The organism is Amycolatopsis sp. WAC 01416, from assembly GCF_003947485.1.
Lineage (GTDB): Bacteria > Actinomycetota > Actinomycetes > Mycobacteriales > Pseudonocardiaceae > Amycolatopsis.
Map to the genome: position 1 here is coordinate 159109 of NZ_QHHX01000001.1, position 25739 is coordinate 184847.

Sequence of the window (25739 nt, forward strand, 5' to 3'; positions counted from 1 at the left end):
GGCTTAACGGGGAACAACGGCCGACGGGATCATGTCGACCGATCGCGAGGCCCCGCGCCGACCACGGAAGGTGAAGAAAAGAGGCCATTCCAGCGATTTACCGAGATCGCCGGAATGGGGGCGGACGATCACCACCGACGAGCACGTAAACTGGACATTGTGAGCACGCTCAGTAACGAAAGCACTTCGGGGGCGACGGTACGGCGCTTGGCCGTGGGAACCGTCGCCCTGGGAGCCGCGACCCTCGGTTACGCGGTCGGAATCGAAAGGCGCCGGTGGACGCTTCGCACCGCGGAGCTCCCGGTCCTCGCGGCAGGGGCGAAGCCCTTCACGATCCTCCACATCTCGGACCTGCACATGCTTCCCGGCCACGTGAGCAAGCAACGCTGGGTAGCGGCGCTCGACGAACTCGAACCGGACCTCGTCGTCAACACCGGTGACAACCTGTCACATCAGCAGGCCGTGCCGTCCGTGCTGCGCGCACTCGGCCCCCTGCTCGACCGGCCCGGCGTGTTCATCTTCGGCAGCAACGACTACTACGCGCCGAAGCCGAAGAACCCCGCCCGCTACCTCATGCCGAAGGGCAAGAAGAAGCGGATCCACGGCGAGCACCTGCCGTGGCGCGACCTCCGCGCGGCCTTCGTCGAGCACGGCTGGCACGACCTCACCCACGTCCGCCGCACCATCGAGGTCGCCGACCAGTACGTGTTCACCGCCGGCGTCGACGACGCGCACCTCCGCCGCGACCGCTACGCCGACATCGCCGGCCCGGTGGACACCGCGGCGGCCGTCCGCATCGGCGTCACACACTCGCCGGAACCCCGCGTGCTCGACGAGTTCGCGGGTGACGGCTACGACCTCGTCCTCGCCGGGCACACGCACGGCGGCCAGCTCCGGATCCCGGGCTACGGAGCGGTCGTCACCAACTGCGAACTCGACCGCACCCGCGCCCGCGGCGCGTCCCGCTGGGGCGCCCAGATGTGGCTCCACGTCTCCGCCGGACTGGGCACCTCCCCGTACGCCCCCGCCCGCTTCGCGTGCCCGCCCGAGGCGAGCCTGCTGACCCTCGTGCCACGGGGCACGACCAGCGCGAACCACCGGAAAGCAGCCCCCCGCAAAGCCCGAAACACCGTCCGCTAAACTTCTCCTCGACCCGCTAAGAAGTATCCGGGGTGTGGCGCAGCTTGGTAGCGTGCCTCGTTCGGGTCGAGGAGGTCGTGGGTTCGAATCCCGCCACCCCGACGTTGGATCGAAAGAGCCTTGCTTGCTTCGGCGAGCAGGGCTCTTTCGCGTTGCGGGACCTTGTCGTTTGCCGCGCATGCCCTGAAGGCCCCCTTCAGGATCACGCGTCCCCGGCGCACCAGAAGGCCCACGCGACAGGCGCCGACCACCGGCCAACCCCCGCCACTCCCAGGGGGGCGACCCCGAGGCCAGTCTATCGTCGAGGGGCGCCGGGGCCGGGTGAAAGCGGGGGCGGCGGAGGTGGTTGTCCACAACGGTGAGCGGGTGTGGACAACCGAGGGGTGCGCCGAGGCCCAAGGGGTTTCCCAATGCCTCATTTGAGACGCTCAGTGTCCCCAATGTGGCATTGGGGACACTCAACGTCCCCAGTGCCACATTGGGGGCACCAGAGAGGGAGGCTCCGAAAAGGCCTCAGCGAGTGGCCACCAATTCGGTCCAGCATTGCGCGAAGTCCCCATCGCCGGAGCGCGCCCAGGACCAGGCCGAGCGGGCGGCCGAAGCGAGTTGGTCGCGGTCCGGGGTCGTCGCGGTTTCCAGCGCCGTCACCAGACGCCCCTCCACGTACGTCGCCAGCGCCCGGTACGTCGTGTCCGTGCGGTAGCGGGTTTTCGTTCGCACGTCGGTGAAACCGGCGGCCGTGACCGCGGCGGGCAACGAGCGTCCGGCGAACGGGTCACCGCCGGCGCGGCGGCACAACAGATAGTGTCCGCGAAGGGCGGCATCGACGTTCGCCGTCTTCGGCCGCAGCCGCGCACGACTCCAGTCCGATGTGGACAGTGCGAGGGTTCCGCCGGGTTTGAGGACCCGCCGGATCTCCGCCAGCGCGGCACCCGGCTCACGCAGGTGCTCGAAGACGGCGTGCGCGAAGGCCACATCCACCGAAGCGTCGGCGAACGGCAACGCGCACGCGTCGCCCACCACAAAGTCCACTGTGGACTTTCTGTGCCCGTTGTCGATACCGAGGGTGATCGATCCTGGCCCGCAGCCGACGTCGACGCATCCCATCCCCGGCCCGAACAGCGGTTGCGCGAACACGGCCCGTTCGACCGCCTGGCGCGCGAACCGCGCGGACACCGCGGCGCGCGGCGGGTTTCCCTCCAGCACCCCGCACACAGTACGGCTCCGGAGTGGCAGGATCGAGGGGTGAGCACGCAGCCAGGCACTGAATATCCGTCCGCGGCGGTCCCGGACCGCCTGTTCGACGACGCCGAAGCCGAGGCCAGGTGGCGGGCCCGCTTCCGAGCGCCGCGCATTTCGGTCCCCGAGTGGGCCATCGACGCCCCCGACGCGAACATCTACGTCTCCAACGCCAGCGGCGTTTGGGAGGTCTACTCCTGGGACCGGGCGACCGGCGAGCACCGCCGCGTCACCGACCGGCCGAACGGCACCATGCACGCCACCCCGTCCCCAGACGGCCGCTGGATCTGGTGGTTCGACGACACCGACGGCGACGAATTCGGTTCCTGGGTCCGCGAACCGTTCGCGCCGGGGGCCGCCGCCGAACGCGCGGTGCCGGACGTCCACGACGGCTACCCCGCCGGGCTCGAGATCGGCACCAAGGTGGTCGCCGTCGGCGTCTCCACCGACGACGGAAGCGAACTTTTCGCCCATATCGACGGCAAGACCGCCAGTTTCTACAAGCACGAGGACGACGCGGGGATCGCCTCGCTGTCCCGCGACGAGTCGTTGCTCGCGATCTCCCATTCCGAGCACGGTGATTCACGACACCCCGCGCTGCGCGTCCTGTCGACCGACGGCTTCACCGCGGTCGCCGACAAGTGGGACGGCGAGGGCAAGGGCCTCGGCGCGCTCGAGTTCTCGCCGGTCGCGGGCGATCAGCGGTTGCTGGTGCTGCACGAGCGGCGCGGTCGCGAAGAACTCCTGATCTGGGACACCGCCGCGGACACCGAGCGGGAGATCGAGCTCGACCTGCCCGGCGAAGTGGTCGCGGGCTGGTATCCGGACGCGCGGGCGTTGCTGGTCGTCCACTTCCACCAAGGCCGCAGTTCCCTTCACCGGTACGATCTCGCGAGCGGCGAATTGTCCTCTTTGGACACACCGCCGGGCAGGATCGGCGGCGCGGGCGTGCGGCCCGACGGCACCGTCGAGTACTCGTGGTCCAGTGCCGCGCAGCCGACGGCGGTGCGCGCGCGGACGGCCGATGGCGCCGACTCGGTACTCCTCGAGCCGCCGGGCGATCGGGCTCCGGAATCGGCCCCGGTCACCGACGCGTTCGTCGAAGGGATCGGCGGGCAGATCCACGCACTGGTCTCACGTCCGGCCGACGCGCCCGAGGGTCCGCTTCCGACGGTCTTCTCCTTGCACGGCGGGCCGCATTCAGCCGACGAGGACCGGTTTTCCGCGTACCGCGCCGTCTGGCTCGACGCGGGATTCGCCGTCGTCGAGGTCAACTACCGCGGCTCGACCGGCTACGGCTCGGCCTGGCGTGACGCCATCGAAGGACGTCCGGGCCTGACCGAGCTCGAAGACGTCGCCGCCGTCCACGACTGGGCGGTCCAAAGTGGACTCGCGGACCCGGCCAAATGCGTGGTGAACGGCGCTTCGTGGGGCGGTTACCTGAGCCTGCTGGCACTGGGCACCCAGCCGGCGCGCTGGGCGGCCGGCATCGCCGGAGTTCCCGTCGCGGATTACGTCGCCGCGTACGAGGACGAGATGGAGCAGCTCCGCTCCTTCGACCGGGCGCTGTTCGGGGGTTCGCCGGAGACGGTGCCTGCGGTGTACCGGGAATGCTCGCCGATCACCTACGTCGAGGCCGTGACGGCGCCGGTGCTGGTGCTCGCCGGGGACAACGACCCGCGCTGCCCGATCCGGCAGGTCGAGAACTACCTCGACAGGCTCGCGAAGCGGGAGATCCCGTTCGAGTTCTACCGGTTCGACGCGGGCCACGGGTCGCTGGTGATCGCCGAGACGGTCAAGCAGACCGCGATCGAGGTGTTCTTCGCGCTGCGGGCGGTCGGGCTCCGCTGACGTGCCATGAAAGGTCCTTTCCTTGCAAATTTTGCTAGGAAAGGACCTTTCATGGCACCCGGCGAGCGGGTCAGCGCTCGGAGAAGAGCGTCCCGCCCGCCGCCCAGTGTTCGGTGGGAATCTCGTTGATCGTCACCCAGACGCCTTCGGGCTTGCCTCCGCAGGTGCGGACGAAGGCATCGGTCACCTCGCGTACGAGGGCTTGCTTCTGCTCGGCTGTGCGGCCGGGGAACATCGAAACGCTGATCATCGGCATGGCCGGAACTCTAAAGGCCGCGGTCGTGCTTCCGGAGCCTGTCCACCGCGTAGGCGTCGCCCTCGAAGGTGAGGCGGACGGCGTCGCGGCCGAAGACGAACAGCAGCAGCTCGATCGGCGCGCCGATCACGGTCACCGTGTCCGGACCTTCCTTCACCAGCGCTTCGCGACCTTCGGGGGTCTTCAAGATCACGCCGACCGGCGATTTCCGCAGGTTCAGCTTCGAGGCCTGCTTCGCCGATTTCCACGCCGCCGCGTCCCGCGCGGGTTCGGCCGGACGCGGCTCCCAGCCGGACTGCCCTCGGCGGACGTCCTCGTGGTGCACCAGGAATTCCGGGCCGTTCACCAGTTCGTCGAGCGCGCCGATCGACGTCGGCCAGAACCAGGCGGGGCCCGACCGGACCTTGCCGACGACCTCGGACCAGGGCTGCGCGGCGTAAGAGTCCTGCACCCGCTGCGTGTACGACGCCAGCGCCGGGACCAGGATGCCGGGCGCCGCGTCGGGCCGCCGCTCGCGGACCAGCAGATGCGCCGCGAGATCCCGCGTCTTCCAGCCCGCGCACAGAGTCGGCGCGTCCGGGCCGACCTCTTCGAAAAGCTCGCTCAACGCACGACGTTCGTCTCCGGCGACTCCCATAGACCCCGACGTTACGCGCCGGTAGAGCCAGGGGAAATCCGGCGTGACGCAGGGCACCCGGCTCAGTGATGGAACGCGGTCCGCTGTCGCGGGCCGTGATCGAGTTCGGGCAGCAGGCGCCGGAGGTCGGCGAGTAGCAGATCCGCGAGGTCATGCGTGAAACCGTTGCGCACCACGATCCTCAGCACCGCGAGATCGGTCCGGTGCGCCGGGAACGTGTACGCCGGGACAAGCCAGCCACGCTCGCGAAGCCGCCGCGATACGTCGAAGACGTCGAAGCTCTCGACGTCCGCCTTCGTCGTGAAGGCGAACACGGGCAGCTGATCGCCTCGCGTCAGCAGTTCGAACGGGCCCAGCTCGGCGATCCCGTCCGCCAGCTGGGTCGCCACGTCACGCGAAGCCTGTTGCACGGCACGGAAACCTTCACGGCCGAGCCGGACGAACGTGTAGTACTGCGCGGCCACCTCGGCGCCGGGGCGCGAGAAGTTCAGCGCGAAAGTCGGCATGTCGCCACCGAGATAGTTGACGTTGAAGACGAGCTCCTCCGGCAGCGCGGCCTTGTCACGCCACACCACCCAGCCGACGCCGGGGTAGACCAGCCCGTACTTGTGCCCGGAAGTGTTGATCGACGCCACCCTCGGCAGACGGAAGTCCCAGGTCAGCTCGGGGTCGAGGAAGGGCGCGATCATCGCGCCCGAAGCGCCGTCGACGTGCACCGGGATGTCCCAGCCGGAGCGTTCCGCCAGTCCGTCGAGCGCGGCCACGATCTCGGCGACGGGCTCGTAACTGCCGTCGAAGGTGGACCCGAGGATCGCGACGACGCCGATGGTGTTCTCGTCGCACCGGGCGATCGCCTCGTCCGCGGTGAGGTGGAAGCGGTCGCCGTCCATCGGCACCAGCCGCGGCTCGACCTCCCAGTATTCGCAGAACTTCTCCCAGCAGACCTGGACGTTCGCGCCCATCACCAGATTCGGCTTCCCGGTGCGGCCCAGTTTCGACCAGCGGCGTTTCAGCGCCATCCCGGCGAGCATGCAGGCTTCCGACGAACCGGTCGTGGAGCAGCCCATGATCGCGGTGGGATCGGGCGCGTGCCACAGGTCGGCGAGGATGTTCACGCAGCGCCGCTCGAGTTCCGCGGTCTGCGGGTACTCGTCCTTGTCGATCATGTTCTTGTCGACGCATTCGGCCATCAGCTCGCGGGCCTGCGGCTCCATCCACGTGGTGACGAACGTGGCGAGATTCAGCCTGGCGTTTCCGTCGAGCATCAGCTCGTCGCGCACGAGCTGGAGCGCGGTGTCGGGAGGCAGCGGGTCTTCGGCGAGGTTGTCGTGCGGGAGGCGGATGCCCGCGGCGAGCGCGGGATACGCGCCGGCGTGCAGCGGGTTGGCTCCGCCCTTGCGATCCGGATCGGTCGCCTTCCCCTTGTGCAGCACCATGGACCGAACGTAGCCCGGCAGCGTGAAACCGGCACTCGGACTCGCCCGCCGCCAAGTGCAATGAAGGGGCCTTTCATAGCAAATTTTGCTATGAAAGGCCCCTTCATTGCACGCTAGAGCGGCGCGAGAGGGCGGGTCAGGCCTGCTGCGCCTGCCACATCCAGTGCGCCTTCTCGAGCTCCTGGGTGATCTCGATGAGCAGGTCCTGGGTGACCAGGTCGCTCTTGTCGGTCTCGTCGATGCGCTTGCGCAGCCGCTCGATCAGCGTGGCGAGGATGTCGACGATCGCGGCGACCGTGGCCTCGACGGACTGCCAGTTGTCGGGGTAGTCCGGCAGGCCGGAGCTCTCCACGACGGCCTTCGCCTGGCCGTTCGGCGAGATGCCGATGGCGTTGGCGCGCTCGGCGACCTCGTCGACGTACTGGCGCGCGGTGGCGACCAGCTCGTCGAGCTGCAGGTGCGCGCTGCGGAAGTTCGCGCCGACGACGTTCCAGTGGGCCTGCTTCGCGATCAGCGACAGGTCCACCAGATCGACCAGCGTGGCCTGCAAGGCGTTACCGGTGATCTCCTTGTCGGCTTCGCTCAGCGGACTCTTGATCGGAGACTTGCCCATATTCGGTCTTCCTTTCAGAAACTAGCCGGTTCGGGAATGGACCTGCCGCGGTCGGGATCAGACCGTCGCGGACAGTGCGACCTCGATGTTGCCGCGGGTCGCGTTCGAGTAGGGGCACACCTGGTGCGCCTGCTCGACGAGCTGATCGGCCTGCGCCTGCTCCAGGCCGGGCAGCGAAACGTTGAGCGCCACCCCGAGACCGAAGCCCTCGCCCTGCTTGAGCACGCTGACCTCGGCGGTCACGGTGGAGCCGTCCAGCGTCACCTTCGCCTGGCGCGCGACGAGCTGCAACGCGGAGTGGAAGCAGGCGGAATAGCCGGCGGCGAAGAGCTGCTCGGGGTTCGTCTTGTCCCCGCCCGGCCCGCCCATCTCCTTCGGGACCGCCAACGACTCGTCGATGACGCCGTCAGAGGACGTGACCTCACCGTTGCGGCCGTCGCCGCGAGCGGTGGCAACAGCGGTGTACAGAGCCTCAGCCATTCTTCGCCTACCTCCTGGTCTCAAGACACGCCCCGTTGAGCGTCTCTTCGGTGTCAACGTCCCGCAACCGCGAAACCTTGCCACCCCATGGCAGGCATCACGTCCGGGAATTACCCGGACGACGACGGAGGCAAACCGGCTAGTGACCGGCGCGACTCAAGGCGAACTCGGCGACCTGGGTTCCGATCAGGCGAAGGGTGCGGACGCTCTTCTCGTCCGAGGCGCCGCCCGCTTCGTCGAACTTGGTCTCCGCGGTGTTGATGGAACCACCCAATGGGGTGGCCCAGCCGCGCAGCGCGTGCGTGATCGTGCGCAGCTGCTCCAGCGTGGTCACCGCCGCCTGCCAGCCGAACGCGACGGCGGCGAGGCCGACCGCGCGGCCGTCGAGGTACGGACGGGCGTCGTCACGGAGGTCTTCGACGTAGTCCAGGGCGTTCTTGACCAGGCCGGACAACGCGCCGTGGTAGCCGGGCGAGACCACGATGATCCCGTCGGCGCGGCGGATCGCCTCGACGAGGCGCACGGCCCTTTCGTGCCGTTCCTCCAACGCGGTGTCGTAGAACGGCAACACCAGTTCTGGACCGGAGATCAGTTCGGTGGTGACTCCCGCTTCGGCCGCGCTACCGAGCGCGATGCGCAGCGCGCGCTCGGATTGCGAGCCCTCCCGCAGAGAGCCGCCGATACCGAGGACATGCACCGCGTTCGTCGAAGTCACGCTTTCGAGGCTAACCCCTCTACTTAAGTGGAGGACCAGGATCTGGAACGGAGGTCTGCGTCACACCCGTTCGCCGCAACGGCGCCGGCTCCCGCTGGACGGCATACCTACTCGAAAGTAACCTGACCGGAAGCCCCCAGGAGGAAGTATGGCGATACCGCTCCAGATCCGTGCCGAGGCCGCGTTTTCGCAGCTGGCGTTCTGGCTCCCGAAGCCGGTCAGAAGGGCCATCGCCGGGCCGCCGCTCCGCCTCGACGGCCAAGAACTCGCGCTGGACGCCCAGCTCCTGCTCCGCCTGCAGAAGCTTGCGAAGGCCTCGCTGGTGCGGGGAAGCGTCGAAGAGTCGCGCAGCATGCTCCTGGCGAGCAGGCATCTGGTCAGCGGGCCGACGATCGAACCGGTCGCCACCCGGGAACTGCTCATCCCGACGGGTGACGGCGACGTGCCCGCCACGCTCTACACGCCGGCAGGGCTTCCGGATCCGTCCGGGCTGCTGGTGTTCTTCCACGGCGGCGGCTGGGTGGTCGGCAGCCGCGCCTCCCACGACAACACCGTCCGCTACCTGGCGAAACAGGCGGGCGTGCGGGTTCTTTCGGTGGAGTACCGGCTCGCGCCGGAGACTCGGTTCCCCGGCGCCACCGAAGACGCGATCGCGGCGTTCGAGTACGCCTTCGCGAAGGCACGCGACCTGGGCGCCGACCCGGCGCGCATCGCCGTCGGCGGTGACAGCGCGGGCGGGAACCTCGCGGCGGTCACGGCGCAGCAGGCGGTGAAACGTGGCGGCGGAGTCCCGGCGTTCCAGCTGCTGTTCTATCCGGCGACCGATTTCACCGTGCGCCGCCGCTCCCGGGAATTGTTCGCGGAGGACCTGTTCCTCACCGATACGGATATGACCTGGTTCGAAGGACATTACGTGCCGAAAGGCACCGATCTGTACAACCCGAAACTGTCACCGCTGCACGGCGACGTTTCCGGATTGCCGCCCGCGTATATCGCGACGGCCGGTTTCGACCCGCTGCGCGACGAGGGCGAGGCTTACGCGGAGAAATTGCGGAAGGCAGGGGTCCCGGTGGCGCTCAGCCGCCAGCCGGACCTGATCCACGGGTACATCAACTTCCTCGGCGTCGGACGGCGGTTCCGCGAGGCGACGGCCGAAGCGGCGGGAGCCCTGCGGCTGGGCCTCGCACCGAAGTGAAAGCCGGAGCCCGAGTGAGGAGAAATGTCCCCACTCGGGCTCCGGCCCCCATATCGTGGCCCGCCGCCCTGCACGGCGAACCCTGACGACTCTCGACCGAACTACGCCTGTCTCTCGGTAGCGCGTCAGCGCGCGGAAATATCAGGGCGTGGGAAGCGGAACGGGCGGGACCGGCAGCGGCGGGACAGGAAGGCCGCCGAGCAGCCCGGCGAGAATGCCGGTCACCGCCGTGAGCAGGGCTTTCACCAGGTCACTGACGATCTTCAGCGGTCCGGGCAGGTCCGGAAGCGACGGGATCGGCACCGGCAACGGCGGCAGCTGACGGGCCTTGGCCGCCGGGTCGGCCAGCAGCCTGCTGGACTCGACGGAACGGCCCTGTGCCAGGTCGCCGAGCTTCTGGGTCTCGGTCTGGATCTGGTAGCGCTTACCCGCGGCGATGTCGCCGAGGACGGGGCTGAGCTTGTCCAAGTCCGCCCGCGTCTTGGCGACGTCTCCGGCGTAGGCCACCTTGGTGAGGCCGTCTCGCATCTGCAGCACCTGCGCGGCGAGTGCCTGTGTGTTCGACGAACCCTTTCCACCATCGGTGCTAGCCGTCGCGGCGCCGGCTGAGGCCACCGCCAACAGACTGCCTGCGGCGACCGCGGCAATCGTCCGGGCAATGTTGCCTTTCATTCCCTTACCTCCTGGCCTCTGGGACCTGACGAGGTAAATCGATACCCGCCGTATCGGCCGAACACCACCCGATCACCGGTTAGGACAGTTTTCTAACCCTTACGTGCCGGATTCATTCCAGGGGAAGACCCCCGCAATTGATTAACGTCGAAATCTTGTGCTTCCCCCTGAAGATCATCCTTTTCCCGCCGTTTTATGACCACCTGTGACCGATCGACCCGGTAGTGCGGTTCGTTCACCCACAGCGGTGTAAACGGTGATCGTTTCGCTTCATCACTCCGTCGGACAGGCGTGTCGCGCTGCTCCACTCGGGTTGTCCCCCACGCACGCCACGCCACCTTCTGGTTTCACATGCGAGTGGGGACATGGGAACGCCCCCGGTGCGGGCACCGGGGGCGTTCAGTGGTGGGAGCAGCCTCTCAAAGGAGGTCTTCTACTCGCGGAAGGCGTCCGCGACCTTGTCGCCGAGGTCCTTGTCGACGTTTCGCCAGTACTCGAAGACGCGCTCGAGCACCGGACGCGAGACGTCGTTCGAGGCGTGGCCGATGATGTTGTTCGCGAGCCGCTCACGCTGCTCGTCGTCCATCACCTCGCGGACGAGCGTGCCAGGCTGGCCGAAGTCGTCGTCCTCGGCGTGGAGCTTGTACGCCGACCGGATGACCTCGTCCTCGACCCCGTAGCCCGAGGCGGTCTCGGAAGCGATCTCCGCGCTGGCGTGCGGGCCGCCGTAGGAGTTCGGCGCGTACACCGGGTCGCCCGGGTTGTTGTAGCGCATCGCACCGTCGCGCGAGTAGCTGTTGACCGGGGATTTCGGCGCGTTGACCGGCAGCTGCGTGTAGTTCGCGCCGATCCGGTAGCGGTGGGCGTCCGGGTACGCGAACAGGCGGCCCTGCAGCATCTTGTCCGGCGACGGGCCGATGCCCGGCACCAGGTTGGACGGCTCGAACGCGGCCTGCTCGATCTCCGCGAAGTAGTTCGCCGGATTGCGGTCGAGCACCCAGCGGCCGACCTTGATCAGCGGGTAGTCGCCCTTCGGCCACACCTTGGTCAGGTCGAACGGGTTGAAGCGGTAGTCCGCGGCTTCGGCGTACGGCATCACCTGGACGTACAGCGTCCAGCTGGGGTGGTTGCCCTGCTTGATGTTCTTGAACAGGTCGCGGATGTAGTAGTCCGAGTCCTCGCCCGCGATGCGGTCGGCGTCGGCCTGCGGCAGGTAGCCGATGCCCTGGTCGGTCTTGAAGTGGTACTTGACCCAGAACTTCTCGCCGCCGGCGTTCTCCCACAGATAGGTGTGCGAGCCGAAGCCGTCCATCTCGCGCCAGTTCGACGGGATGCCGCGGTCGCCCATCAGCCAGGTGACCTGGTGCGCGGACTCGGGCCGCAGCGTCCAGAAGTCCCACTGGATGTCGTGGTCGCGCAGGTGGTTGTCGGCGCGGCGCTTCTGCGAGTGGATGAAGTCGGGGAACTTGATCGGGTCGCGGATGAAGAACACCGGGGTGTTGTTGCCGACGAGGTCGTAGTTGCCCTCGGAGGTGTAGAACTTCACCGCGAAGCCGCGCGGGTCGCGCCACGTGTCGGGCGAGCCGTTCTCACCGGCGACCGACGAGAAGCGGACCAGGCTCTCGGTGCGCACGCCCGGCTGGAACAGGGCGGCCTTCGTGAACTGGCTGACGTCTTCGGTGACCTCGAGGAATCCGTGCGCGCCACCGCCCTTGGCGTGCACGACGCGTTCCGGCACGCGCTCCCGGTTGAACTGGGCGTTCTTCTCGATCAGGTAGTGGTCCTGGAGCAGGATCGGGCCGTTGGCGCCCACCGTCAGCGAGTCGTTGTCGCTCGCGACGGGGATGCCCACGTTGTTCGTGGTCGGCAAGCTCACGCAGTGCCTCCTTGTTCGTGGTGGTGGAGCGGTCAGCTGCCTCCACCCTCCCGCTCAATCTGGAATCAGTCAAGAAAACACCCCGGGTCGGGTGACGGGCACCGCGAAATAAAGTTGCACGCGCGTACCAAGTTACGTTCTCATCGGACGTATGGCCCTCGCTCCGTACCGTCGCGTGTTAGCCGTGCCCGGAGTTCCCAGCTCGATGCTGCTGATGTTCCTGGCGCGGCTCCCGATGACGGCCATGGGCGTGACGATGACGCTGTACGTGGTCAACGACCTCGGCCGCGGCTACGGCGCGGCCGGGCTGGTCGGCGCCGCCACCACCCTCGGCAGCGCGATCGGGGCACCGCTCGTCGGCCGGTACGTCGACCGCTACGGGCTGCGGCCGGTGGTCGCGATCTGCGGGCTGGCCTCGACGACGTTCTGGATCAGCGCGCCGCATCTGCCGTATCAGGTGCTGCTGGTGGTCGCGCTCCCCGCGGGTGTGCTGTCGGTGCCCGCCGGAACACTCGCACGGCTGGTGCTCACCGCGCTCGTGCCGCTGGAGCAGCGGCGGGCGGCCTACTCGCTGGACACGATCCTGGTGGAGGCGTCGTTCATGATCGGGCCGTCGGCCGGGATCATGGCGATCACGCAACTGCCCGCGGTCTACGCGCTCACCGGTATCGGAGTCTGCTTCGCGCTTTCGGCGACGCTGATCTACCGGCAGAACCCGCCGATCCGCGCCGAAGCCGACGCCGGCGTGTTCACCGGGGAGCGGCCGACGGTGCGAAGCTGGCTCACCGGACGGCTCGTGATGGCGATGTTCATCGCCGCCGGCGCGCTGTTCTGCCTGGTCGGTATGGAACTCGCCGCCTTGGCGACGCTGCGCGCGAGCGGCGACATCGCCTGGTCCGGATTGTTGATCACGGTGATGTGCGTCGCGTCCGTGCTCGGCGGCGCGATCCACGGCGCGGTCCGGCGGTCGCTCTCGCAGGGCACGCTGATGCTGCTGCTCGCGGTGCTCACCCTGCCGGTCGGGCTGATCGCCGGGCCGTGGTGGCTGCTGGCGATCGTGCTGTTCCCGAGCAACGTGCTGTGCGCGCCGACACTCGCGGCGAGCACGGAGACGGTCAGCGCGGCGGCGCCGCCGCGGGTGCGCGGCGAGGCGATGGGCCTGCTGGACGCGGCCAGCCGGATCGGCCTGGCGATCGGGAGCCCGATCATCGGGTTCGTGATCGACCATTCCAGCCCGGGCTGGGGATTCGCGGCCTCGGCGCTGGGCGCGCTGATGATCGCCGCGGTCGGCCTGTTCTGGCGTCGCTCCCGCACCCCCGCCCGGGTGCCCGCGCTCACCTCCTCCTGACGCGATTCGGCACCTGGTTGCGATAGTTGCGCACGCATCCATCGCAAGCAGGTGCCGAATTGCGGGAGACGAGCTAGGCGCAGACCTTGCGGAGGGTGTCGACCCGCTCGATATTGCGTTTGGTCCAGTCCGCGATCTTGCCCGCGTCCTGGATGTTCTCCTTCTGGACCTGCAGATACGAGTCGGCCATGCCGGTGAGCGCGCCCGCCACGTTCTGCTCGCCGACGCTGTTCGCCAGCTCACGCAGGCGCTTTTCCTTGTCCGCGGCCCGCTCCTTGATGGTCGCCGGGTCCGGGTTGAGGTCGACGAGGCTGAGTGCCTCGGCGCACGCGCCGACCTTCGTCGCGGCCTTGTTCGTCTGATCGACGGCGTTCGTGACCTCGCTGCAGCCCGCCAGCGCGAGTCCGGCGGCCGCCAGGAGCGCCGCGATTCCCAACCTCTTCATGACGACCACAGTAGCGAGAAACGTGGGTGGTATGTCGGGTTCCCCCGGCACACCACCCCGCTTCACCCCTTGACGCAGACGACCTGCTTCAGATGCGCGACCACCTCGACGAGGTCGGTCTGAGCCTTGATCACCGTTTCGATGTCCTTGTACGCGGCCGGGATCTCGTCCACCACGCCGGAGTCCTTGCGGCATTCGACGCCGGCGGTCTGCGCGGCGAGGTCTTCGGCGGTGTACAGCTTCTTGGCCTTGTTCCGCGACATCCGGCGGCCCGCGCCGTGCGACGCGGACTGGAAGGACGACGCGTTCCCGAGGCCGCGCACGATGTACGAACCGGTGCCCATGCTGCCCGGAATGATCCCGAGGTCACCCGAACCCGCGCGGATCGCGCCCTTGCGGGTCACCAGCAGATCGACTCCGTCGTAGGTCTCTTCGGCGACATAGTTGTGGTGACAGCTGATCGCGTCGTCGAAGGTCGTCTGCGGCACGACGTCCTTCAGCGCCTGCTTCACGAGCGCGACCATGGTGGCGCGGTTGCGCGCCGCGTAGTCCTGCGCCCAGAACAGGTCCCGCCGGTACGCCTGCATCTCCGGCGTGCCGGCGACGAACACGGCGAGGTCCGGATCCGGCAGGTCCGCGTTGTGCGGCAGCTTCCGCGCGACGGCCATGTGCCGTTCCGCGAGTTCCTTGCCGATGTTGCGCGAACCCGAGTGCAGCATCAGCCATACGCGGCCTTCGTCGTCGCCGCCCTGTTCGAGGCAGACCTCGATGAAGTGGTTGCCGCCACCGAGGCTCCCGATCTGACGCGACGCGCGGTCGTGCAGGTCCTGGACGCCGGGATGCAGGTCGCCGAAGGACTTCCAGAACGCGTCCCAGCCACCGACACCGTGCACCTTCGCCGGGTTCACCGGGGTCTTGTGCAGGCCGAAGCCGACCGGGACGGCCGATTCGATCCGGCGGCGGAGCTTCAGCAGGTCGTCGGGCAGATCGGCGGCGGTGAGCGAGGTCCGTACCGCGCTCATCCCGCAGCCGATGTCCACGCCGACGGCGGCCGGGGACACCGCGTCGCGCATCGCGATCACGCTGCCGACGGTCGCGCCCTTGCCGTAGTGGACGTCGGGCATGACCGCGACGCCGTGCACCCACGGCAGGTTGGCGACGTTGTGCAGCTGTCGCATGGCCTGGTCCTCGACCGATGTGGGGTCCGCCCACATCCGGATCGGAACCCGCGAGCCTTCGACCGCCGTGTACATGATTTTCCCTTCGTGGAAACGTTTGCCGCCACAGAGCATGCACCGGCCGAAGGCCCCCGACAACGCAATTAGTCACCTACTTGCCCCCGACCGCGATCAGGCGCCGGAGGGCGTACCGGCAAGTAGGTGACTAATTGCGTTGTGGCGTCAGGAGTTCGCGGCGACCAGTTCCGCGATCTGGACGGCGTTGAGCGCCGCGCCCTTCCGCAGGTTGTCGTTCGACAGGAACAGCACAAGGCCGCGACCGCCGTCGACACCCGGGTCCGTCCGCAGGCGCCCGACGTACGACGGGTCCTGGCCGGCGGCCTGCAGCGGCGTCGGGATGTCCGACAGCTCCACCCCGGGAGCGCCGGTGAGCAGCTCGGTCGCGCGGGCGACCGAAAGCGGCTGCGAGAACTCCGCGTTGATCGAGATCGAGTGCCCCGAGAACACCGGCACCCGCACGCAGGTGCAGGAGACCAGCAGCTCCGGGATGCTCAGGATCTTGCGGCTCTCGTTGCGGAACTTCTTCTCCTCGTCCGTCTCGAACTCACCGTCGTCCACAATGGACCCGGCCAGCGGGAGGACGTTGTGCGCGATGGGCCGCGCGTACTTCTTCGGCTCGGGGAAGGTCACCGCCGCGCCGTCGTGGGTCAGCGCGCCCGCGTTCGACGCCGCCGCGGCGAGCTGGCCTTCGAGCTCTTCGACACCGGCGAGCCCACTGCCGGACACCGCCTGGTAGGTGCTCGCGACCAGCCGCACCAGGCCCGCTTCGGCGTGCAGCGGCTTGAGCACCGGCATCGCGGCCATCGTGGTGCAGTTGGGGTTCGCGATGATCCCCTTGCGCGCTTCCTTGATCGCCTCCGGGTTGACCTCGCTGACGATCAGCGGGACGTCCGCGTCCATGCGCCACGCCGACGAGTTGTCGATCACCGTGGCACCGGCCGCGGCGAACCGCTCCGCCTGCGCCTTGGAGGTCGAGCCACCGGCGGAGAACAGCGCGATGTCCAAACCGGACGGATCCGCGGTCGTCGCGTCCTCGATGACGATTTCCTCGTCCCGCCAAGGAAGCTTCGAACCGGCGGACCGCGCCGAAGCGAAGTACCGCATTTCGGCGACCGGGAAACCCCGTTCGGCCAGCAGACGGCGCATGACACCGCCGACCTGACCGGTCGCCCCGACGACTCCTACCCGCAAACCTTCCGACATCAGCGACCACTCCCCGCGTAGACGACGGCTTCTTCGTCGCCGCCGAGTTCGAATGCCTCGTGGATCGCGCGCACCGCGTCGTCGAGCTGCGCGTCCCGGATCAGCACCGAGATCCGGATCTCCGAGGTGTTGATGATTTCGATGTTGACGCCCGACTGCGCGAGCGCCTCGCAGAACGTCGCCGTGACACCGGGGTGCGAACGCATCCCCGCGCCGACGAGCGAGACCTTGCCGACGTGGTCGTCGTAGAGGACCGACTCGAAGCCGATCTCCTCCTTGATCTTCTCCAGCGACCGCACGGCCTTGGCGCCGTTGGCCTTCGACAGCGTGAAGGTGATGTCGGTGCGGCCCGAGACGGTGCTGGACACGTTCTGCAGCACCATGTCGATGTCGATCTCGTCGTCGGCGATCACCCGGAAGATCCTGGCGGCGGCACCGGCGTGGTCCGGCACTCCGGTCACCGTGATCTTGGCTTCGGAGCGGTCGTGCGCCACACCGGTGATCAACGCTTGTTCCACGGGGATCTCCTCGATAGAACCGGTCACCGTGGTGCCCGGCTTGTCACTGTAGGAAGAACGGACTCGGATCGGGACGCCGTAGCGGCGCGCGTACTCCACCGAGCGCAGGTGCAGGATCTTCGACCCGCTCGCGGCCAGTTCCAGCATCTCCTCGTAGGCGATGGTGTCCAGCTTGCGGGCATCGGGCACGACCCGCGGATCGGCGGTGTACACACCGTCCACATCGGAATAGATCTCGCAGACGTCGGCGTTCAGCGCGGCGGCCAGCGCGACGGCGGTGGTGTCCGAACCGCCGCGGCCGAGGGTGGTGATGTCCTTGGTGTCCTGCGACACGCCCTGGAAACCCGCCACCAGCGCGATGTAGCCCTGGTCGAGGGCTTCCGTCACGCGGCTGGGGCTGACGTCGATGATCCGCGCGTTGCCGTGCACGGACGTCGTCACCACGCCGGCCTGCGAGCCGGTGAACGACCACGCCTCCGCGCCCTGCGCCGAAATCGCCATCGCCACCAGCGAGTTGGAGATGCGCTCACCCGCTGTGAGCAGCATGTCCATCTCGCGTTCCGGCGGCGCCGGGTTGACCTGCTGAGCCAGGTCGAGCAGCTCGTCCGTCGTGTCACCCATGGCGGAGCAGACGACGACCACGTCATTGCCCGCCTTCTTGGTGGCGACGATGCGTTCCGCGACGCGTTTGATCCGGTCGGCACTTTCCAGCGACGAACCGCCGTACTTCTGGACCACGAGGGCCACGCCCGAACCTCCTCGACGGGCCGGGCGTGCTCCTGGTGGGCACCGAGGAGCCCCCGCGTCCCTTATTTGGGCGAAAGCCTACCGGGGTGACGCACGCTCGCCACCCTCGTAAGTGGTCCTGACCACCACTTCGAGGACTCCTGGAAGTAAATCTTCCTTAACACCAACGAAATAGTCGGAGGGCTTTCACTTTAGTGACGGAGAGCACCCCTTGTTATCGTCCCGTCGTGAAGAAACCCGCCGACACAAGTACCCCGATCGCGTCGATCCTGGCTCACCGCTGGAGCCCGCGCGCCTACGACGAGTCAGCGATCGTCACCGAAGACCAGCTCCGCGCGCTGCTCGAAGCGGCCCGCTGGGCGCCGTCGTTCGGCAACACCCAGCCCGCCCGTTACCTGGTCGGGCTGCGCGGCACGCCGTCGTTCGACCGCATCCTCTCGACGCTCAACTCGGGCAACCGCGCGTGGGCCCAGCGCGCCGGGCTGCTGCTGATCGGCGTGATGGTGACCACGAACGAGAAGGGTGACGTCCCATACGCCGAATACGGGCTGGGGCTGGCGAGCGAGAACCTCGTGCTCCAGGCCGTCGACCTCGGCCTGATCGCGCATCAGATGGCGGGCTTCTCCGCCGAAGCGGCGAGGGACTTCTTCGGCCTCCCCGACGACGTCGTCCCGAAGGTCGCCATCGCCGTCGGCTCGCCCGCGGACGCCTCGGTGCTCGAAGAGGACTGGCGAATCGAGCGCGAGAAGGCGCCGCGTGAGCGAGTCCCGCTGGCCGAATTCGCCTACGCCGACACCTGGGGCACAAGCGCTTTCTCCGAGTGAGGAAGCCATCGCAGAGCGAGAGATCCCAGCCCGGCGTGCAGCAGGCTCAGCACGGCGACGGCGATGTGCAGACCCGAGACGAACGCCTCCTTCGCGTCAACGACGGCAGCGGACGCGATGCCGTGAACCTGGAGGGTTTCGCCGAGCGTCGGCGCGAGGCCCGGGCCCGCCAGGCGGAACACCAGCGCGGCGAGCGAACCCATGAGCGCGATGCCCAGCGCGTTGCCGATCTCGTTGCTCGTTTCGGCGATCGCGCCCGCCGCTCCCGCCCGGTCGGCGGGCACCGCGGCGACGGCCGTGTCAGCCACCACACTGAACGAGATGCCGTAGCCGGCACCGGCGACCACGGTCGACGCGACGTACCAGCCCGCTCCACCCGTGACACCGGTCATGAGCAGCAGGGCGAGCCCGGCGGCGATGGAGAAGTGGCAGACCGCCAGCGCCGCGCGTTTGCCGACGCGGTCGACCAGCGCGGGTGTGGTGACGCACATGATCGTGAGCACGGCCGCCCCCGGCAGCGCGAGCAACGCCGCGTGCAGAACGGGGAGGCCGAGCACGGACTGCAGGTGGATCCCCGACAGATACGCGGCCGCCGACCACGCCGCCAGCGGCAGCAGCCCGGTGACGATCGCGATGGTGAAGACGCGGTCGCGGAACAGGGAGAAGTCGACCAGCGGGTGGTCGAGGCCCCGCTGACGCCGGGCGAACCACACCAGCAGCACCGCTCCGGCGATCCCCGCGGAGACCGCGACCACGGACAGGCCGTCGGCGGCCGCGTGTTTGATCCCGTAGATCGCGAGCAGGAGACCGGCGGCGGAGAGCACCACGCTGAGCACGTCGACACGTCCCCGTCCCGTGGCCCGCACCTCCCGCAGCAGCACCGGCGCGAGCGCCAGGAACACCGCGATCACCGGCAGGTTGACCAGGAAGACCGACCCCCACGGGAACCGCTCCAGCAGGATCCCGCCGACGACCGGGCCGATCGCGAAACCGGCGGCGAACGCGGCCGCGAAGACGCCGATGGCCTGCGCCCGTCGCCGAGGGTCGGTGAAGAGTTCGCTCAGCACCGCCAACGCGGACGGCAGCAGCGTCGCACCCGCCAGCCCCATCAGGGCCCGGAACGCGATCAGCAGCTCCGGGCTCGGGGCGAACGCCGCCCCCGCCGAACCGATGCCGAACACGGCCGCGCCGATCATCAGCAGCTTCAGGCGGCCGTACCGGTCGCCGATGGTGCCGAAGGCGACCAGCAGCGAGCCGACCGCGAACCCGTAGACGTCCAGGATCCACAACGCCTGATCGGCCGTCGGGGTGAGCGCCTGGCTGATCCTGGGCATCGCGAGGAACAGGATCGAGCCGTCCATGGAGACCAGGAAGACCGGGCAAAGGATCACCAGCAGGCCGAACCAGGCCCGGGAATGCTGTCGTGTCATGCCGTCGACGGTGCGCGGTCGCCGCCGCGGCAACCATCCCCGTGGCGTGGGTACACCCAGCAGGTACACCCACGAGGCTGGCGAAGTACTTAGGCTCGGAGTCATGGAAAGCCTCGGCGTGTACCTCAAGAGCCGTCGTGACCGGGTGACGCCCGACGAGATCGGCCTGCGCACGTACGGCACTTCCCGCCGCGTGCCCGGTCTGCGCCGCGAGGAACTCGCCCAGCTCGCCGGAGTGAGCGCCGGGTACTACACGCGGCTGGAGCAGGGCCTGGCCGAAACCGCTTCACGACAGGTGCTCGACGCGCTCGCCCGCGCGCTCCGGCTCGACGACGTCGAGACCGTCCACCTGCACAACCTCGCCCGGCAGTCCCCGCTCCCGAAGCTGTCCGATCCCGGCCAGGAGGATCCGCATCCCCGGGTCCTCGCGCTGCTGGAGAACCTCGGCGAGGCCGTACCCGCGCTCGTCTTCGGCCGTCGCGGCGACGTGCTCGCGTGGAACCACGCCGGGCACGTGCTCATGGCCGAACACCTCGATTTCGGCGCGCCGTCGGATCCGGAACGGCGGCCTTCGCTGCCGCGCATGTTCTTCCTCGACCCGCTCACCCGCGACCTGCACCGGAACCGGGCCGAACTCGCCCGCGTCCACGTCGCCTATCTGCGGTTGACCGCGGGCCGCCACCCCACCGACGCCCGGCTGGCCGCGCTCATCGGCGAACTCTCGATGCGCAGCGACGAATTCGCGACCCTTTGGGCGACCGGCGACGTCGCCGACTGCACCGTCGGCGCCATGCATCTCCAGCATCCGACGGTCGGCACAGTGAGCGTCGACTACCAGGTGTGGCTCCAGCCGGACAGTCCCGACCACCGGCTGGAGATCTACACACCGAAGGATCCGGGTTCCGCCGACGCGCTGAAGATCTTGACGCATTTTGATCGGGAGTCGTGAGTGGCGACTCCTATGTCGTGAAGGGTCCCTTTGAGACCTTCATCGTCTCAAAGGGACCCTTCACGACATACCCAAGACCGCGGATCATGGGGCTTTACACAGTCTCGTCCGCGGCGTGAAGTTCCAGGCGGACGACCCGAAAGCCGCCATCGAGGCCTACGAACGGCTCGCGCTCAGGTGAGGCGATAAGTCCCGGCCACGATGGCCTGAGCGAGTTCGGTGACGCTCTCCTCCCGGGCGAAGGCGTGCGCCCGGAGCATGGCCTGCGCGTCCGAGACCGAACAGTCGTGGGCCGCCATCACCATCCCGGTGGCCTGATGCACCACGACCCGGCGGTCCAGGTCGCCGAACAACGGGTGCACAGGAAGTCCGTCGGCGAGGTCGAGCCGCACGGCCGGGTTCAACGCGGTTTCGGTCAGCGCTTCGGCGAACACTCCCACGGACCGGGCCACCCCGACGTCCGGTTCGGCCTCGGACCGATATGCGGTGAAAGTCCCCAACAAGGCTTCCGGCAGGCCCAGCGGCGCCGAAACCACCGCGTGGATCCCGAATTCCCGCGCGGCGGGGCCGAACCGGGGCCACCGCCAGGAGAGCTCCGGTTCGCTGCAGACACCGGCTCTCAGCGGCGTATCCCGTGACGGCCCTTCGCCGAGGACTTCTTCGAGGTCGTGCACGCGGGCGGCGACGGGATCGGACACCACGACCGCCGAATCCCGCCCGGCGAGGCCGAACAGGGTCACCACCAGGCTCTCGACGCCGGACGCGTCGGCCACCGCCGTCATGAACGCCGGGGGAACGACGGCCGGTTCCGCCGGCCGGTCCGCCCAGCGCCCGACGGCGTCGAGGTAGCCGGAGTGCAGCGTCGCCGCGGCACGGTGTTTGCGCTCGGTCGCCCGGTGGAGTTCCGCCATCCGGCGATGGAACGGCCGCATGGCCTCGGTGGCCGTGCCCAGCAGGCCTTCATGCCGCCGGGCGACGGCGGCCGCGCGATCCGCGCGCCCGCGCTCGGTTTCGATCAGTCCGCGCAATGCCGACGGGTCGTACCGGCCACCAGTGCCGTCCCACATGGGCTGAGCGTACGCCCGCACCAGGCCGGCCGAAGTGACCCGAATGGCTGAGCCCCAGGGGTTTTCGGTCTTCCGGCGGAGGACTAGCGTTGAGTGCACAGCGCCTCTGACAACTGCAATCCGCAGGAAGGCCGCTTCTGATGCGAAAACGCGAAAGCTGGGTCGCCGATACCTTGCTGGAACTGGCCGACACGCTGGCCCCGGCCCTCGACCCGGTGAATTATTGGCTTTGTGTGGCGGATCGGTACGCCCAATTGATTCCCTCGTCGTCGATCCGGCTGGCCGCCTTCGGCGTCCACGACGCCTTGCCCGTCGTGGTGAACACGGACGAGCGGCTCGACGAACCCGGGATCGGCGGTATCCTCGCCGAAGAGGGCCCTGGAATCGACTGCTGCGAAAGCCGGGGGCCGGTCGTCGGCGTCCGGCTCGACGAGGCGGCCGAACGCTGGGAACGGCTGGCGCCCGCCTCCCTTTCCCTCGGTTTCCGCACCGTGCACGCGTTTCCGTTCAGCCGCCACGGAGAGGTCCTCGGCGCGGTGACGATCCTGACCACGGACACCACCCGGCTGCCGGAAGCCGACGTGCGCATCGCGGTCGCGCTCGCCGACGCCGCGACGATCGGCATGCTCAACCACCGGGCGATCACCGGGCTGACCGCGACCTCGGAACAGCTGCAAGGGGCGCTCAGCAGCCGGGTGATCATCGAGCAGGCCAAGGGACTCGTGTCCGCCCGGCTGGAGATCGGCACGGACGACGCTTTCCTCCTGATCCGCCGCTACGCGCGCAGCCACAACCTGCGGATCGGCGAGGTTTCCGAAAGCCTCGTCGGCCGCCGCACGACCGCGGCCGACCTGGTGGTGGCGCTCAACGAGCACGTGATGAAGGCGAACCGCCGCCCCTGACTCAGTTGGGCTGCCGCTTCTCGATCATCAGCACGACGCCGCCGCCCGGCCCCCGCAACGGCGAACAGCTGACCGACGCGACGAGTGACCTGCCCTTCCTGTCCACCGCGTCGATCTCGACCGGATCCGCCCGGTGCCCGGTCTCGTTGCAGGCCTCCACGACACCGCGGAGCGTGGTCGTGGGCAAGCCGAAGTCCAGGTCGAAGAAGTCCTGCCGGTAGACCTCGCCGGTACGGAGGCCCCACAGTTCCTCCGCGCCGCGGTTCCAGCTGCGTATCTGGAGTTCGCCGTCGAGTACGACCACGCCCGCCTCGACGCTGGCCAGCACCCCTTCGAAGAACATGCGCGTCTCGTCGAGCTCCGCGGTCCGGATGCGCATCTCCTCGTTCATCGTTTCGAGTTCTTCGTTGCCCGACTGGAGCTCTTCGTTGGTGGTCTCCAGCTCTTCGTTCGTGGACTGGAGTTCCTCGTTCGTCGTCTCGAGTTCCTCGATGCTCGACTGGAGTTCCTCGTTGACCGTCTCGAGTTCCGCGTTGGTGGACTGGAGTTCGGTGTAGGCGGTCGCCAGATCCTCCTGCACGCGTTTCACCTCGTGCTGCAGCCTGGTGGCTTCGGTGGTGTCGACGAACGTGATCGCCGCACCGATGTCCTCGCCGTCGACGGTGATCAGTGGCCGGACGATGACGTCGAAGTACTGCGCCTCTTTCGCGCCCCTCCGGCGCCACACGGAGTCGAGCCGGATGCTGCGGCGCTCGCTGTGCGCCTGGTCGATCACCGCCCGGAGCTCGATCGGCCGGTAGGACACCTCCAGATCGTGGAAAGGCCTGCCCACGTCGTGCGGAGAGAGCCCGAATTGGAGCCTCGCCGTACCGTTGATCAGGGCGACCGTGCCGTCGCGGTCGAGCCCCAGCACGGAATCCGGTGAGGACGCCAAGGCGAGCTCGCACACCTGCCGCCGCCGGGTGGCGTCCCGCGTCCCCGCGCCCGCCCGGGCGTCGAACCGCGCGGACTTCACCGCCGGACCGCTCGATCGCAGCTTGAACACCCGGTTCCGGATGTTGGCGACGTCGAAGCGGACGCCGTCGGAAAGCAGCATTTCGGCCTTCCCGAGGAACAGGTGCCCGCCTTCGTTGAGCGCGAAATGGAACCGTTCGATGATCTTCGCCTGCGCCTCGACGTTGAAATACATCAGGGTGTTGCGGCAGGCGAGCAGATCGACCCGGGAAATGGGGGCGTCGCGCGTGATGTCGTGCCTGCCGAAGATCACCCGGCGGCGGAGATCGCGCCGGAAAGCGAACAGGTTGCCGGTCGGCTCGAAGTACTTCTTCTTCAGTTCGCCGGGAAGGTGCTCCAAGGACTTCGCCGGATACAGCCCCGTCCTCGCCTCGCGTAAGGCTTCTTCATCGACGTCGGTGCCGTAGATCTTGACCCGTCTGGTGCTTTCCTCGATACCGAGTTCTTCCGCGAAGATGATCGCGAGGGAATACGCCTCTTCCCCGCTCGAACAGCCGGCGCTCCAGATCCGGATCTCCTCGTCGGCCCCGACCTTCGCGACGAGTTCGGGTACGACGGTCTTCCGCAGATAGCTCCAGGCTTCGGCGTCACGGAGGAAACTGGTGACGTTGATCAGGATGGTGTTGAACAGTTCCGGGAACTCGTCGGCGTTGGTCTCCAGGAAATCGCGGTACTCGCCGTACCCGGCGATCTTCACCGTCTGCATCCGCTTCTGGATCCGGCGGGCCAGCGAAGTGCGTTTGTAACCGGTGAAATCGAAACCACGGGAGTCCCTGATGAACGCCAGCAGGGTTTCGAGTTCCTGACTGTCTTCGATTTCGCCGTCCGGCGCGGTCATACCGTCCTCGTTCCGTTGACCAGGCCGACGAGCGCACCGGCGACTTCGTCCAGTGGCAGCACCAGGTCGACCGGCACGGCCTTCGCCACCGCGTGCGGCATTCCCTTGAATTCGGCGGTCTCCGGATCTTGGGAGACAACGGTACCGCCACCGGCCTTGATGGCCGCGGCGCCCGCCGCACCGTCGGAACCCGTCCCGGTCAGGACGCAGGCCAGTGCCGCCGGACCGTGCACGGCGGCGACGGACTCGAAGAGCAGATCGGCCGACGGCCGCACGAACTTCACCTGATCGGTCACCGTCAGACCGGCCACGTCGCCGGATTCCACCAGCAGGTGGCGGTCCGGCGGCGCGACATAGACGACACCGGGCCTCAGGACGTCACCGGCCTCGGCCAGCTTGACGCTGAGCGAAGACCGGCGGTCGAGGATGTCGGCGAGGAGCGTTTCGCGGCGAGGGTCGAGATGCTGGACGACGACCACGGGCACGGGAAAGTCCGCGGGCAGGGCGCCGAACACCTCGATCAGCGCCTTGACCCCACCCGCCGAGGAGGCGATGGCGACGATCTCGTAAGCCGCCTCGTGGCGGCCGGGCCCGGGCATATTCCGAGCGTAGTGCCCCCGGCCCCACGAAGCGCGCTTCCGAATGGTTAGGCGGAACCGCCTACGCGCCGGATGATCTTCGCGAGGATGCCCGTGACGACCATCCAGAAGATCGCGGCGATGCCGTAGTTGATCAGCACGCGGAGCTTGGCGTCTTCGGGCATGAAGAGGTCCTTGAAGCCCAGCAGGAGCCCGTCGGCCCAGCCGCGGACGAACGACACGATGCCGTTGTCGGGGTTCGCCTCGCCGATCACGAAGACGACGTGCAGCACCAGGATGGCCGCGAAGACCAGGCCGACCCAGCGGACGACGCTCGCCAGTATCCCGGCCGCGCGCCCGCCGCCTGCCCGCCAGTCGACCTTGCGTCTGGTCGGCTGATCAGCGGTTTCCTTCTCTTCAGCGTGGTCGCCCATGCCGGGCAGTGTGGCACGCCTCCTGGTCCGATTGCTACCCGCGAGTAACCCGAATGGGCGCCACCGTGGTCACGGTTCGATCGCGGCCCGGGTT

25 protein-coding genes and 1 tRNA gene are annotated in these 25739 nt (G+C 68.3%); 8 read left to right on the forward strand and 18 right to left on the reverse strand.

The features are described from left to right. Positions 1 to 213: 213 nt before the first annotated feature. Both DL990_RS00785 and DL990_RS00790 read left to right on the forward strand, forming a co-directional pair. A complete protein-coding gene (locus DL990_RS00785) occupies positions 214 to 1140 on the forward strand; it encodes a metallophosphoesterase (RefSeq protein WP_199746202.1) in 927 nt (308 codons plus the stop codon). 28 nt (positions 1141 to 1168) lie between these two features. Beyond that, positions 1169 to 1242: transfer RNA gene (locus tag DL990_RS00790), tRNA-Pro, on the forward strand. A gap of 411 nt (positions 1243 to 1653) precedes the next feature. Here DL990_RS00790 and DL990_RS00795 read toward each other — a convergent pair. Then, entirely contained in the window at positions 1654 to 2346 is a 693-nt protein-coding gene (locus tag DL990_RS00795) for a methyltransferase domain-containing protein (RefSeq protein ID WP_125779677.1), read from the reverse strand. Between the two features lie 39 nt (positions 2347 to 2385). Between DL990_RS00795 and DL990_RS00800 the strand changes: the two genes are divergently transcribed. Next, positions 2386 to 4230, forward strand: coding sequence for a prolyl oligopeptidase family serine peptidase (locus DL990_RS00800; protein WP_125797613.1), 1845 nt, complete (start codon positions 2386 to 2388; stop codon positions 4228 to 4230). Positions 4231 to 4300: 70 nt separating this feature from the next. Here the strand turns inward: DL990_RS00800 and DL990_RS00805 are convergent, their stop codons facing one another. From DL990_RS00805 to DL990_RS00830, 6 genes are all read right to left on the reverse strand, one after another. Continuing rightward, on the reverse strand, positions 4301 to 4486 hold the full coding sequence (locus DL990_RS00805; RefSeq protein ID WP_125797614.1) for a 2-hydroxymuconate tautomerase: 186 nt from the start codon (positions 4484 to 4486) through the stop codon (positions 4301 to 4303). A gap of 10 nt (positions 4487 to 4496) precedes the next feature. Continuing rightward, positions 4497 to 5123 (reverse strand): TIGR03085 family metal-binding protein, encoded by a 627-nt coding sequence (locus DL990_RS00810; protein WP_125784995.1) that lies wholly within the window; start codon positions 5121 to 5123, stop codon positions 4497 to 4499. Positions 5124 to 5185: 62 nt separating this feature from the next. Then, positions 5186 to 6559 (reverse strand): glutamate decarboxylase, encoded by a 1374-nt coding sequence (locus tag DL990_RS00815; protein ID WP_125797615.1) that lies wholly within the window; start codon positions 6557 to 6559, stop codon positions 5186 to 5188. 136 nt (positions 6560 to 6695) lie between these two features. Beyond that, positions 6696 to 7172 (reverse strand): Dps family protein, encoded by a 477-nt coding sequence (locus tag DL990_RS00820; RefSeq protein WP_125797616.1) that lies wholly within the window; start codon positions 7170 to 7172, stop codon positions 6696 to 6698. A gap of 57 nt (positions 7173 to 7229) precedes the next feature. Next, positions 7230 to 7652 carry an organic hydroperoxide resistance protein gene (locus tag DL990_RS00825; protein WP_125784992.1) on the reverse strand — a complete coding sequence of 141 codons (423 nt, stop codon included), beginning with the start codon at positions 7650 to 7652 and terminating at the stop codon, positions 7230 to 7232. 139 nt (positions 7653 to 7791) lie between these two features. Beyond that, positions 7792 to 8367, reverse strand: a complete 576-nt coding sequence (locus DL990_RS00830) for an NADPH-dependent FMN reductase (protein WP_125784991.1) — start codon at positions 8365 to 8367, stop codon at positions 7792 to 7794. A gap of 148 nt (positions 8368 to 8515) precedes the next feature. Here DL990_RS00830 and DL990_RS00835 point away from each other — a divergent pair, with 148 nt between their 5' ends. Next, positions 8516 to 9562: an alpha/beta hydrolase gene (locus DL990_RS00835; protein WP_125791104.1), complete on the forward strand. Its 1047-nt coding sequence runs from the start codon at positions 8516 to 8518 to the stop codon at positions 9560 to 9562. A gap of 141 nt (positions 9563 to 9703) precedes the next feature. Here DL990_RS00835 and DL990_RS00840 read toward each other — a convergent pair whose 3' ends face one another. Continuing rightward, a complete protein-coding gene (locus DL990_RS00840; protein ID WP_125797617.1) occupies positions 9704 to 10234 on the reverse strand; it encodes a hypothetical protein in 531 nt (176 codons plus the stop codon). 433 nt (positions 10235 to 10667) lie between these two features. Further along, the gene (locus tag DL990_RS00845; RefSeq protein ID WP_125797618.1) at positions 10668 to 12110 is read right to left on the reverse strand and encodes a catalase; all 1443 of its coding nucleotides are present in this window, start codon (positions 12108 to 12110) and stop codon (positions 10668 to 10670) included. Between the two features lie 205 nt (positions 12111 to 12315). Between DL990_RS00845 and DL990_RS00850 the strand changes: the two genes are divergently transcribed. After that, entirely contained in the window at positions 12316 to 13458 is a 1143-nt protein-coding gene (locus DL990_RS00850; RefSeq protein WP_125785026.1) for an MFS transporter, read from the forward strand. Positions 13459 to 13531: 73 nt separating this feature from the next. Here the strand turns inward: DL990_RS00850 and DL990_RS00855 are convergent, their stop codons facing one another. The 4 genes from DL990_RS00855 to DL990_RS00870 form a co-directional block, all read right to left on the reverse strand. Further along, positions 13532 to 13903 carry a hypothetical protein gene (locus DL990_RS00855; protein ID WP_125784987.1) on the reverse strand — a complete coding sequence of 124 codons (372 nt, stop codon included), beginning with the start codon at positions 13901 to 13903 and terminating at the stop codon, positions 13532 to 13534. A 62-nt stretch (positions 13904 to 13965) separates the two neighbouring features. Further along, the gene (locus tag DL990_RS00860) at positions 13966 to 15156 is read right to left on the reverse strand and encodes an RtcB family protein (RefSeq protein WP_125784986.1); all 1191 of its coding nucleotides are present in this window, start codon (positions 15154 to 15156) and stop codon (positions 13966 to 13968) included. A gap of 147 nt (positions 15157 to 15303) precedes the next feature. After that, positions 15304 to 16344 carry an aspartate-semialdehyde dehydrogenase gene (locus DL990_RS00865; RefSeq protein ID WP_125797619.1) on the reverse strand — a complete coding sequence of 347 codons (1041 nt, stop codon included), beginning with the start codon at positions 16342 to 16344 and terminating at the stop codon, positions 15304 to 15306. After that, positions 16344 to 17609 (reverse strand): aspartate kinase, encoded by a 1266-nt coding sequence (locus DL990_RS00870; RefSeq protein ID WP_125797620.1) that lies wholly within the window; start codon positions 17607 to 17609, stop codon positions 16344 to 16346. Before DL990_RS00870 ends, DL990_RS00865 begins: the two co-directional genes overlap by 1 nt. Positions 17610 to 17836: 227 nt before the next feature. Here DL990_RS00870 and DL990_RS00875 point away from each other — a divergent pair, with 227 nt between their 5' ends. Continuing rightward, the gene (locus tag DL990_RS00875) at positions 17837 to 18433 is read left to right on the forward strand and encodes a nitroreductase family protein (RefSeq protein WP_125797621.1); all 597 of its coding nucleotides are present in this window, start codon (positions 17837 to 17839) and stop codon (positions 18431 to 18433) included. Here the strand turns inward: DL990_RS00875 and DL990_RS00880 are convergent. Continuing rightward, positions 18394 to 19863 (reverse strand): MFS transporter, encoded by a 1470-nt coding sequence (locus tag DL990_RS00880; protein WP_125797622.1) that lies wholly within the window; start codon positions 19861 to 19863, stop codon positions 18394 to 18396. The genes DL990_RS00875 and DL990_RS00880 overlap by 40 nt on opposite strands. Before the next feature lie 103 nt (positions 19864 to 19966). Between DL990_RS00880 and DL990_RS00885 the strand changes: the two genes are divergently transcribed. After that, the gene (locus DL990_RS00885) at positions 19967 to 20812 is read left to right on the forward strand and encodes a helix-turn-helix transcriptional regulator (RefSeq protein WP_125797623.1); all 846 of its coding nucleotides are present in this window, start codon (positions 19967 to 19969) and stop codon (positions 20810 to 20812) included. A gap of 173 nt (positions 20813 to 20985) precedes the next feature. On the opposite strand, the gene DL990_RS00890 is transcribed toward DL990_RS00885, so the two are convergent. Continuing rightward, a complete protein-coding gene (locus DL990_RS00890; protein WP_125797624.1) occupies positions 20986 to 21879 on the reverse strand; it encodes a GAF and ANTAR domain-containing protein in 894 nt (297 codons plus the stop codon). 140 nt (positions 21880 to 22019) lie between these two features. On the opposite strand from DL990_RS00890, the gene DL990_RS00895 reads away from it, so the two are divergent. After that, positions 22020 to 22781: a GAF and ANTAR domain-containing protein gene (locus tag DL990_RS00895; protein ID WP_125797625.1), complete on the forward strand. Its 762-nt coding sequence runs from the start codon at positions 22020 to 22022 to the stop codon at positions 22779 to 22781. Between the two features lies 1 nt (position 22782). Here DL990_RS00895 and DL990_RS00900 read toward each other — a convergent pair whose 3' ends face one another. From DL990_RS00900 to DL990_RS00910, 3 genes are read right to left on the reverse strand one after another with little or no spacing between them, the layout of a single operon-like run. Beyond that, the gene (locus tag DL990_RS00900; protein ID WP_125797626.1) at positions 22783 to 24633 is read right to left on the reverse strand and encodes a protein-glutamate O-methyltransferase CheR; all 1851 of its coding nucleotides are present in this window, start codon (positions 24631 to 24633) and stop codon (positions 22783 to 22785) included. After that, on the reverse strand, positions 24630 to 25232 hold the full coding sequence (locus DL990_RS00905) for a chemotaxis protein CheB (protein WP_125797627.1): 603 nt from the start codon (positions 25230 to 25232) through the stop codon (positions 24630 to 24632). Before DL990_RS00905 ends, DL990_RS00900 begins: the two co-directional genes overlap by 4 nt. Positions 25233 to 25279: 47 nt before the next feature. Continuing rightward, positions 25280 to 25645, reverse strand: coding sequence for a hypothetical protein (locus DL990_RS00910; RefSeq protein WP_125784976.1), 366 nt, complete (start codon positions 25643 to 25645; stop codon positions 25280 to 25282). Positions 25646 to 25739: the final 94 nt, after the last annotated feature.

What these genes read in the sequence shown, in the direction of transcription:
- DL990_RS00890 (WP_125797624.1), bottom strand. Translation starts at nt 21,879, where the DNA reads ATGTGGGACGGCACTGGTGGCCGGTACGACCCGTCGGCATTGCGCGGA.
- DL990_RS00865 (WP_125797619.1), bottom strand. Translation starts at nt 16,344, where the DNA reads ATGTCGGAAGGTTTGCGGGTAGGAGTCGTCGGGGCGACCGGTCAGGTC.
- DL990_RS00880 (WP_125797622.1), bottom strand. Translation starts at nt 19,863, where the DNA reads ATGACACGACAGCATTCCCGGGCCTGGTTCGGCCTGCTGGTGATCCTT.
- DL990_RS00825 (WP_125784992.1), bottom strand. Translation starts at nt 7,652, where the DNA reads ATGGCTGAGGCTCTGTACACCGCTGTTGCCACCGCTCGCGGCGACGGC.
- DL990_RS00900 (WP_125797626.1), bottom strand. Translation starts at nt 24,633, where the DNA reads ATGACCGCGCCGGACGGCGAAATCGAAGACAGTCAGGAACTCGAAACC.
- DL990_RS00860 (WP_125784986.1), bottom strand. Translation starts at nt 15,156, where the DNA reads ATGTACACGGCGGTCGAAGGCTCGCGGGTTCCGATCCGGATGTGGGCG.
- DL990_RS00820 (WP_125797616.1), bottom strand. Translation starts at nt 7,172, where the DNA reads ATGGGCAAGTCTCCGATCAAGAGTCCGCTGAGCGAAGCCGACAAGGAG.
- DL990_RS00835 (WP_125791104.1), top strand. Translation starts at nt 8,516, where the DNA reads ATGGCGATACCGCTCCAGATCCGTGCCGAGGCCGCGTTTTCGCAGCTG.
- DL990_RS00885 (WP_125797623.1), top strand. Translation starts at nt 19,967, where the DNA reads ATGGAAAGCCTCGGCGTGTACCTCAAGAGCCGTCGTGACCGGGTGACG.
- DL990_RS00910 (WP_125784976.1), bottom strand. Translation starts at nt 25,645, where the DNA reads ATGGGCGACCACGCTGAAGAGAAGGAAACCGCTGATCAGCCGACCAGA.
- DL990_RS00850 (WP_125785026.1), top strand. Translation starts at nt 12,316, where the DNA reads ATGCTGCTGATGTTCCTGGCGCGGCTCCCGATGACGGCCATGGGCGTG.
- DL990_RS00815 (WP_125797615.1), bottom strand. Translation starts at nt 6,559, where the DNA reads ATGGTGCTGCACAAGGGGAAGGCGACCGATCCGGATCGCAAGGGCGGA.
- DL990_RS00810 (WP_125784995.1), bottom strand. Translation starts at nt 5,123, where the DNA reads ATGGGAGTCGCCGGAGACGAACGTCGTGCGTTGAGCGAGCTTTTCGAA.
- DL990_RS00855 (WP_125784987.1), bottom strand. Translation starts at nt 13,903, where the DNA reads ATGAAGAGGTTGGGAATCGCGGCGCTCCTGGCGGCCGCCGGACTCGCG.
- DL990_RS00905 (WP_125797627.1), bottom strand. Translation starts at nt 25,232, where the DNA reads ATGCCCGGGCCCGGCCGCCACGAGGCGGCTTACGAGATCGTCGCCATC.
- DL990_RS00805 (WP_125797614.1), bottom strand. Translation starts at nt 4,486, where the DNA reads ATGCCGATGATCAGCGTTTCGATGTTCCCCGGCCGCACAGCCGAGCAG.
- DL990_RS00895 (WP_125797625.1), top strand. Translation starts at nt 22,020, where the DNA reads ATGCGAAAACGCGAAAGCTGGGTCGCCGATACCTTGCTGGAACTGGCC.
- DL990_RS00840 (WP_125797617.1), bottom strand. Translation starts at nt 10,234, where the DNA reads ATGAAAGGCAACATTGCCCGGACGATTGCCGCGGTCGCCGCAGGCAGT.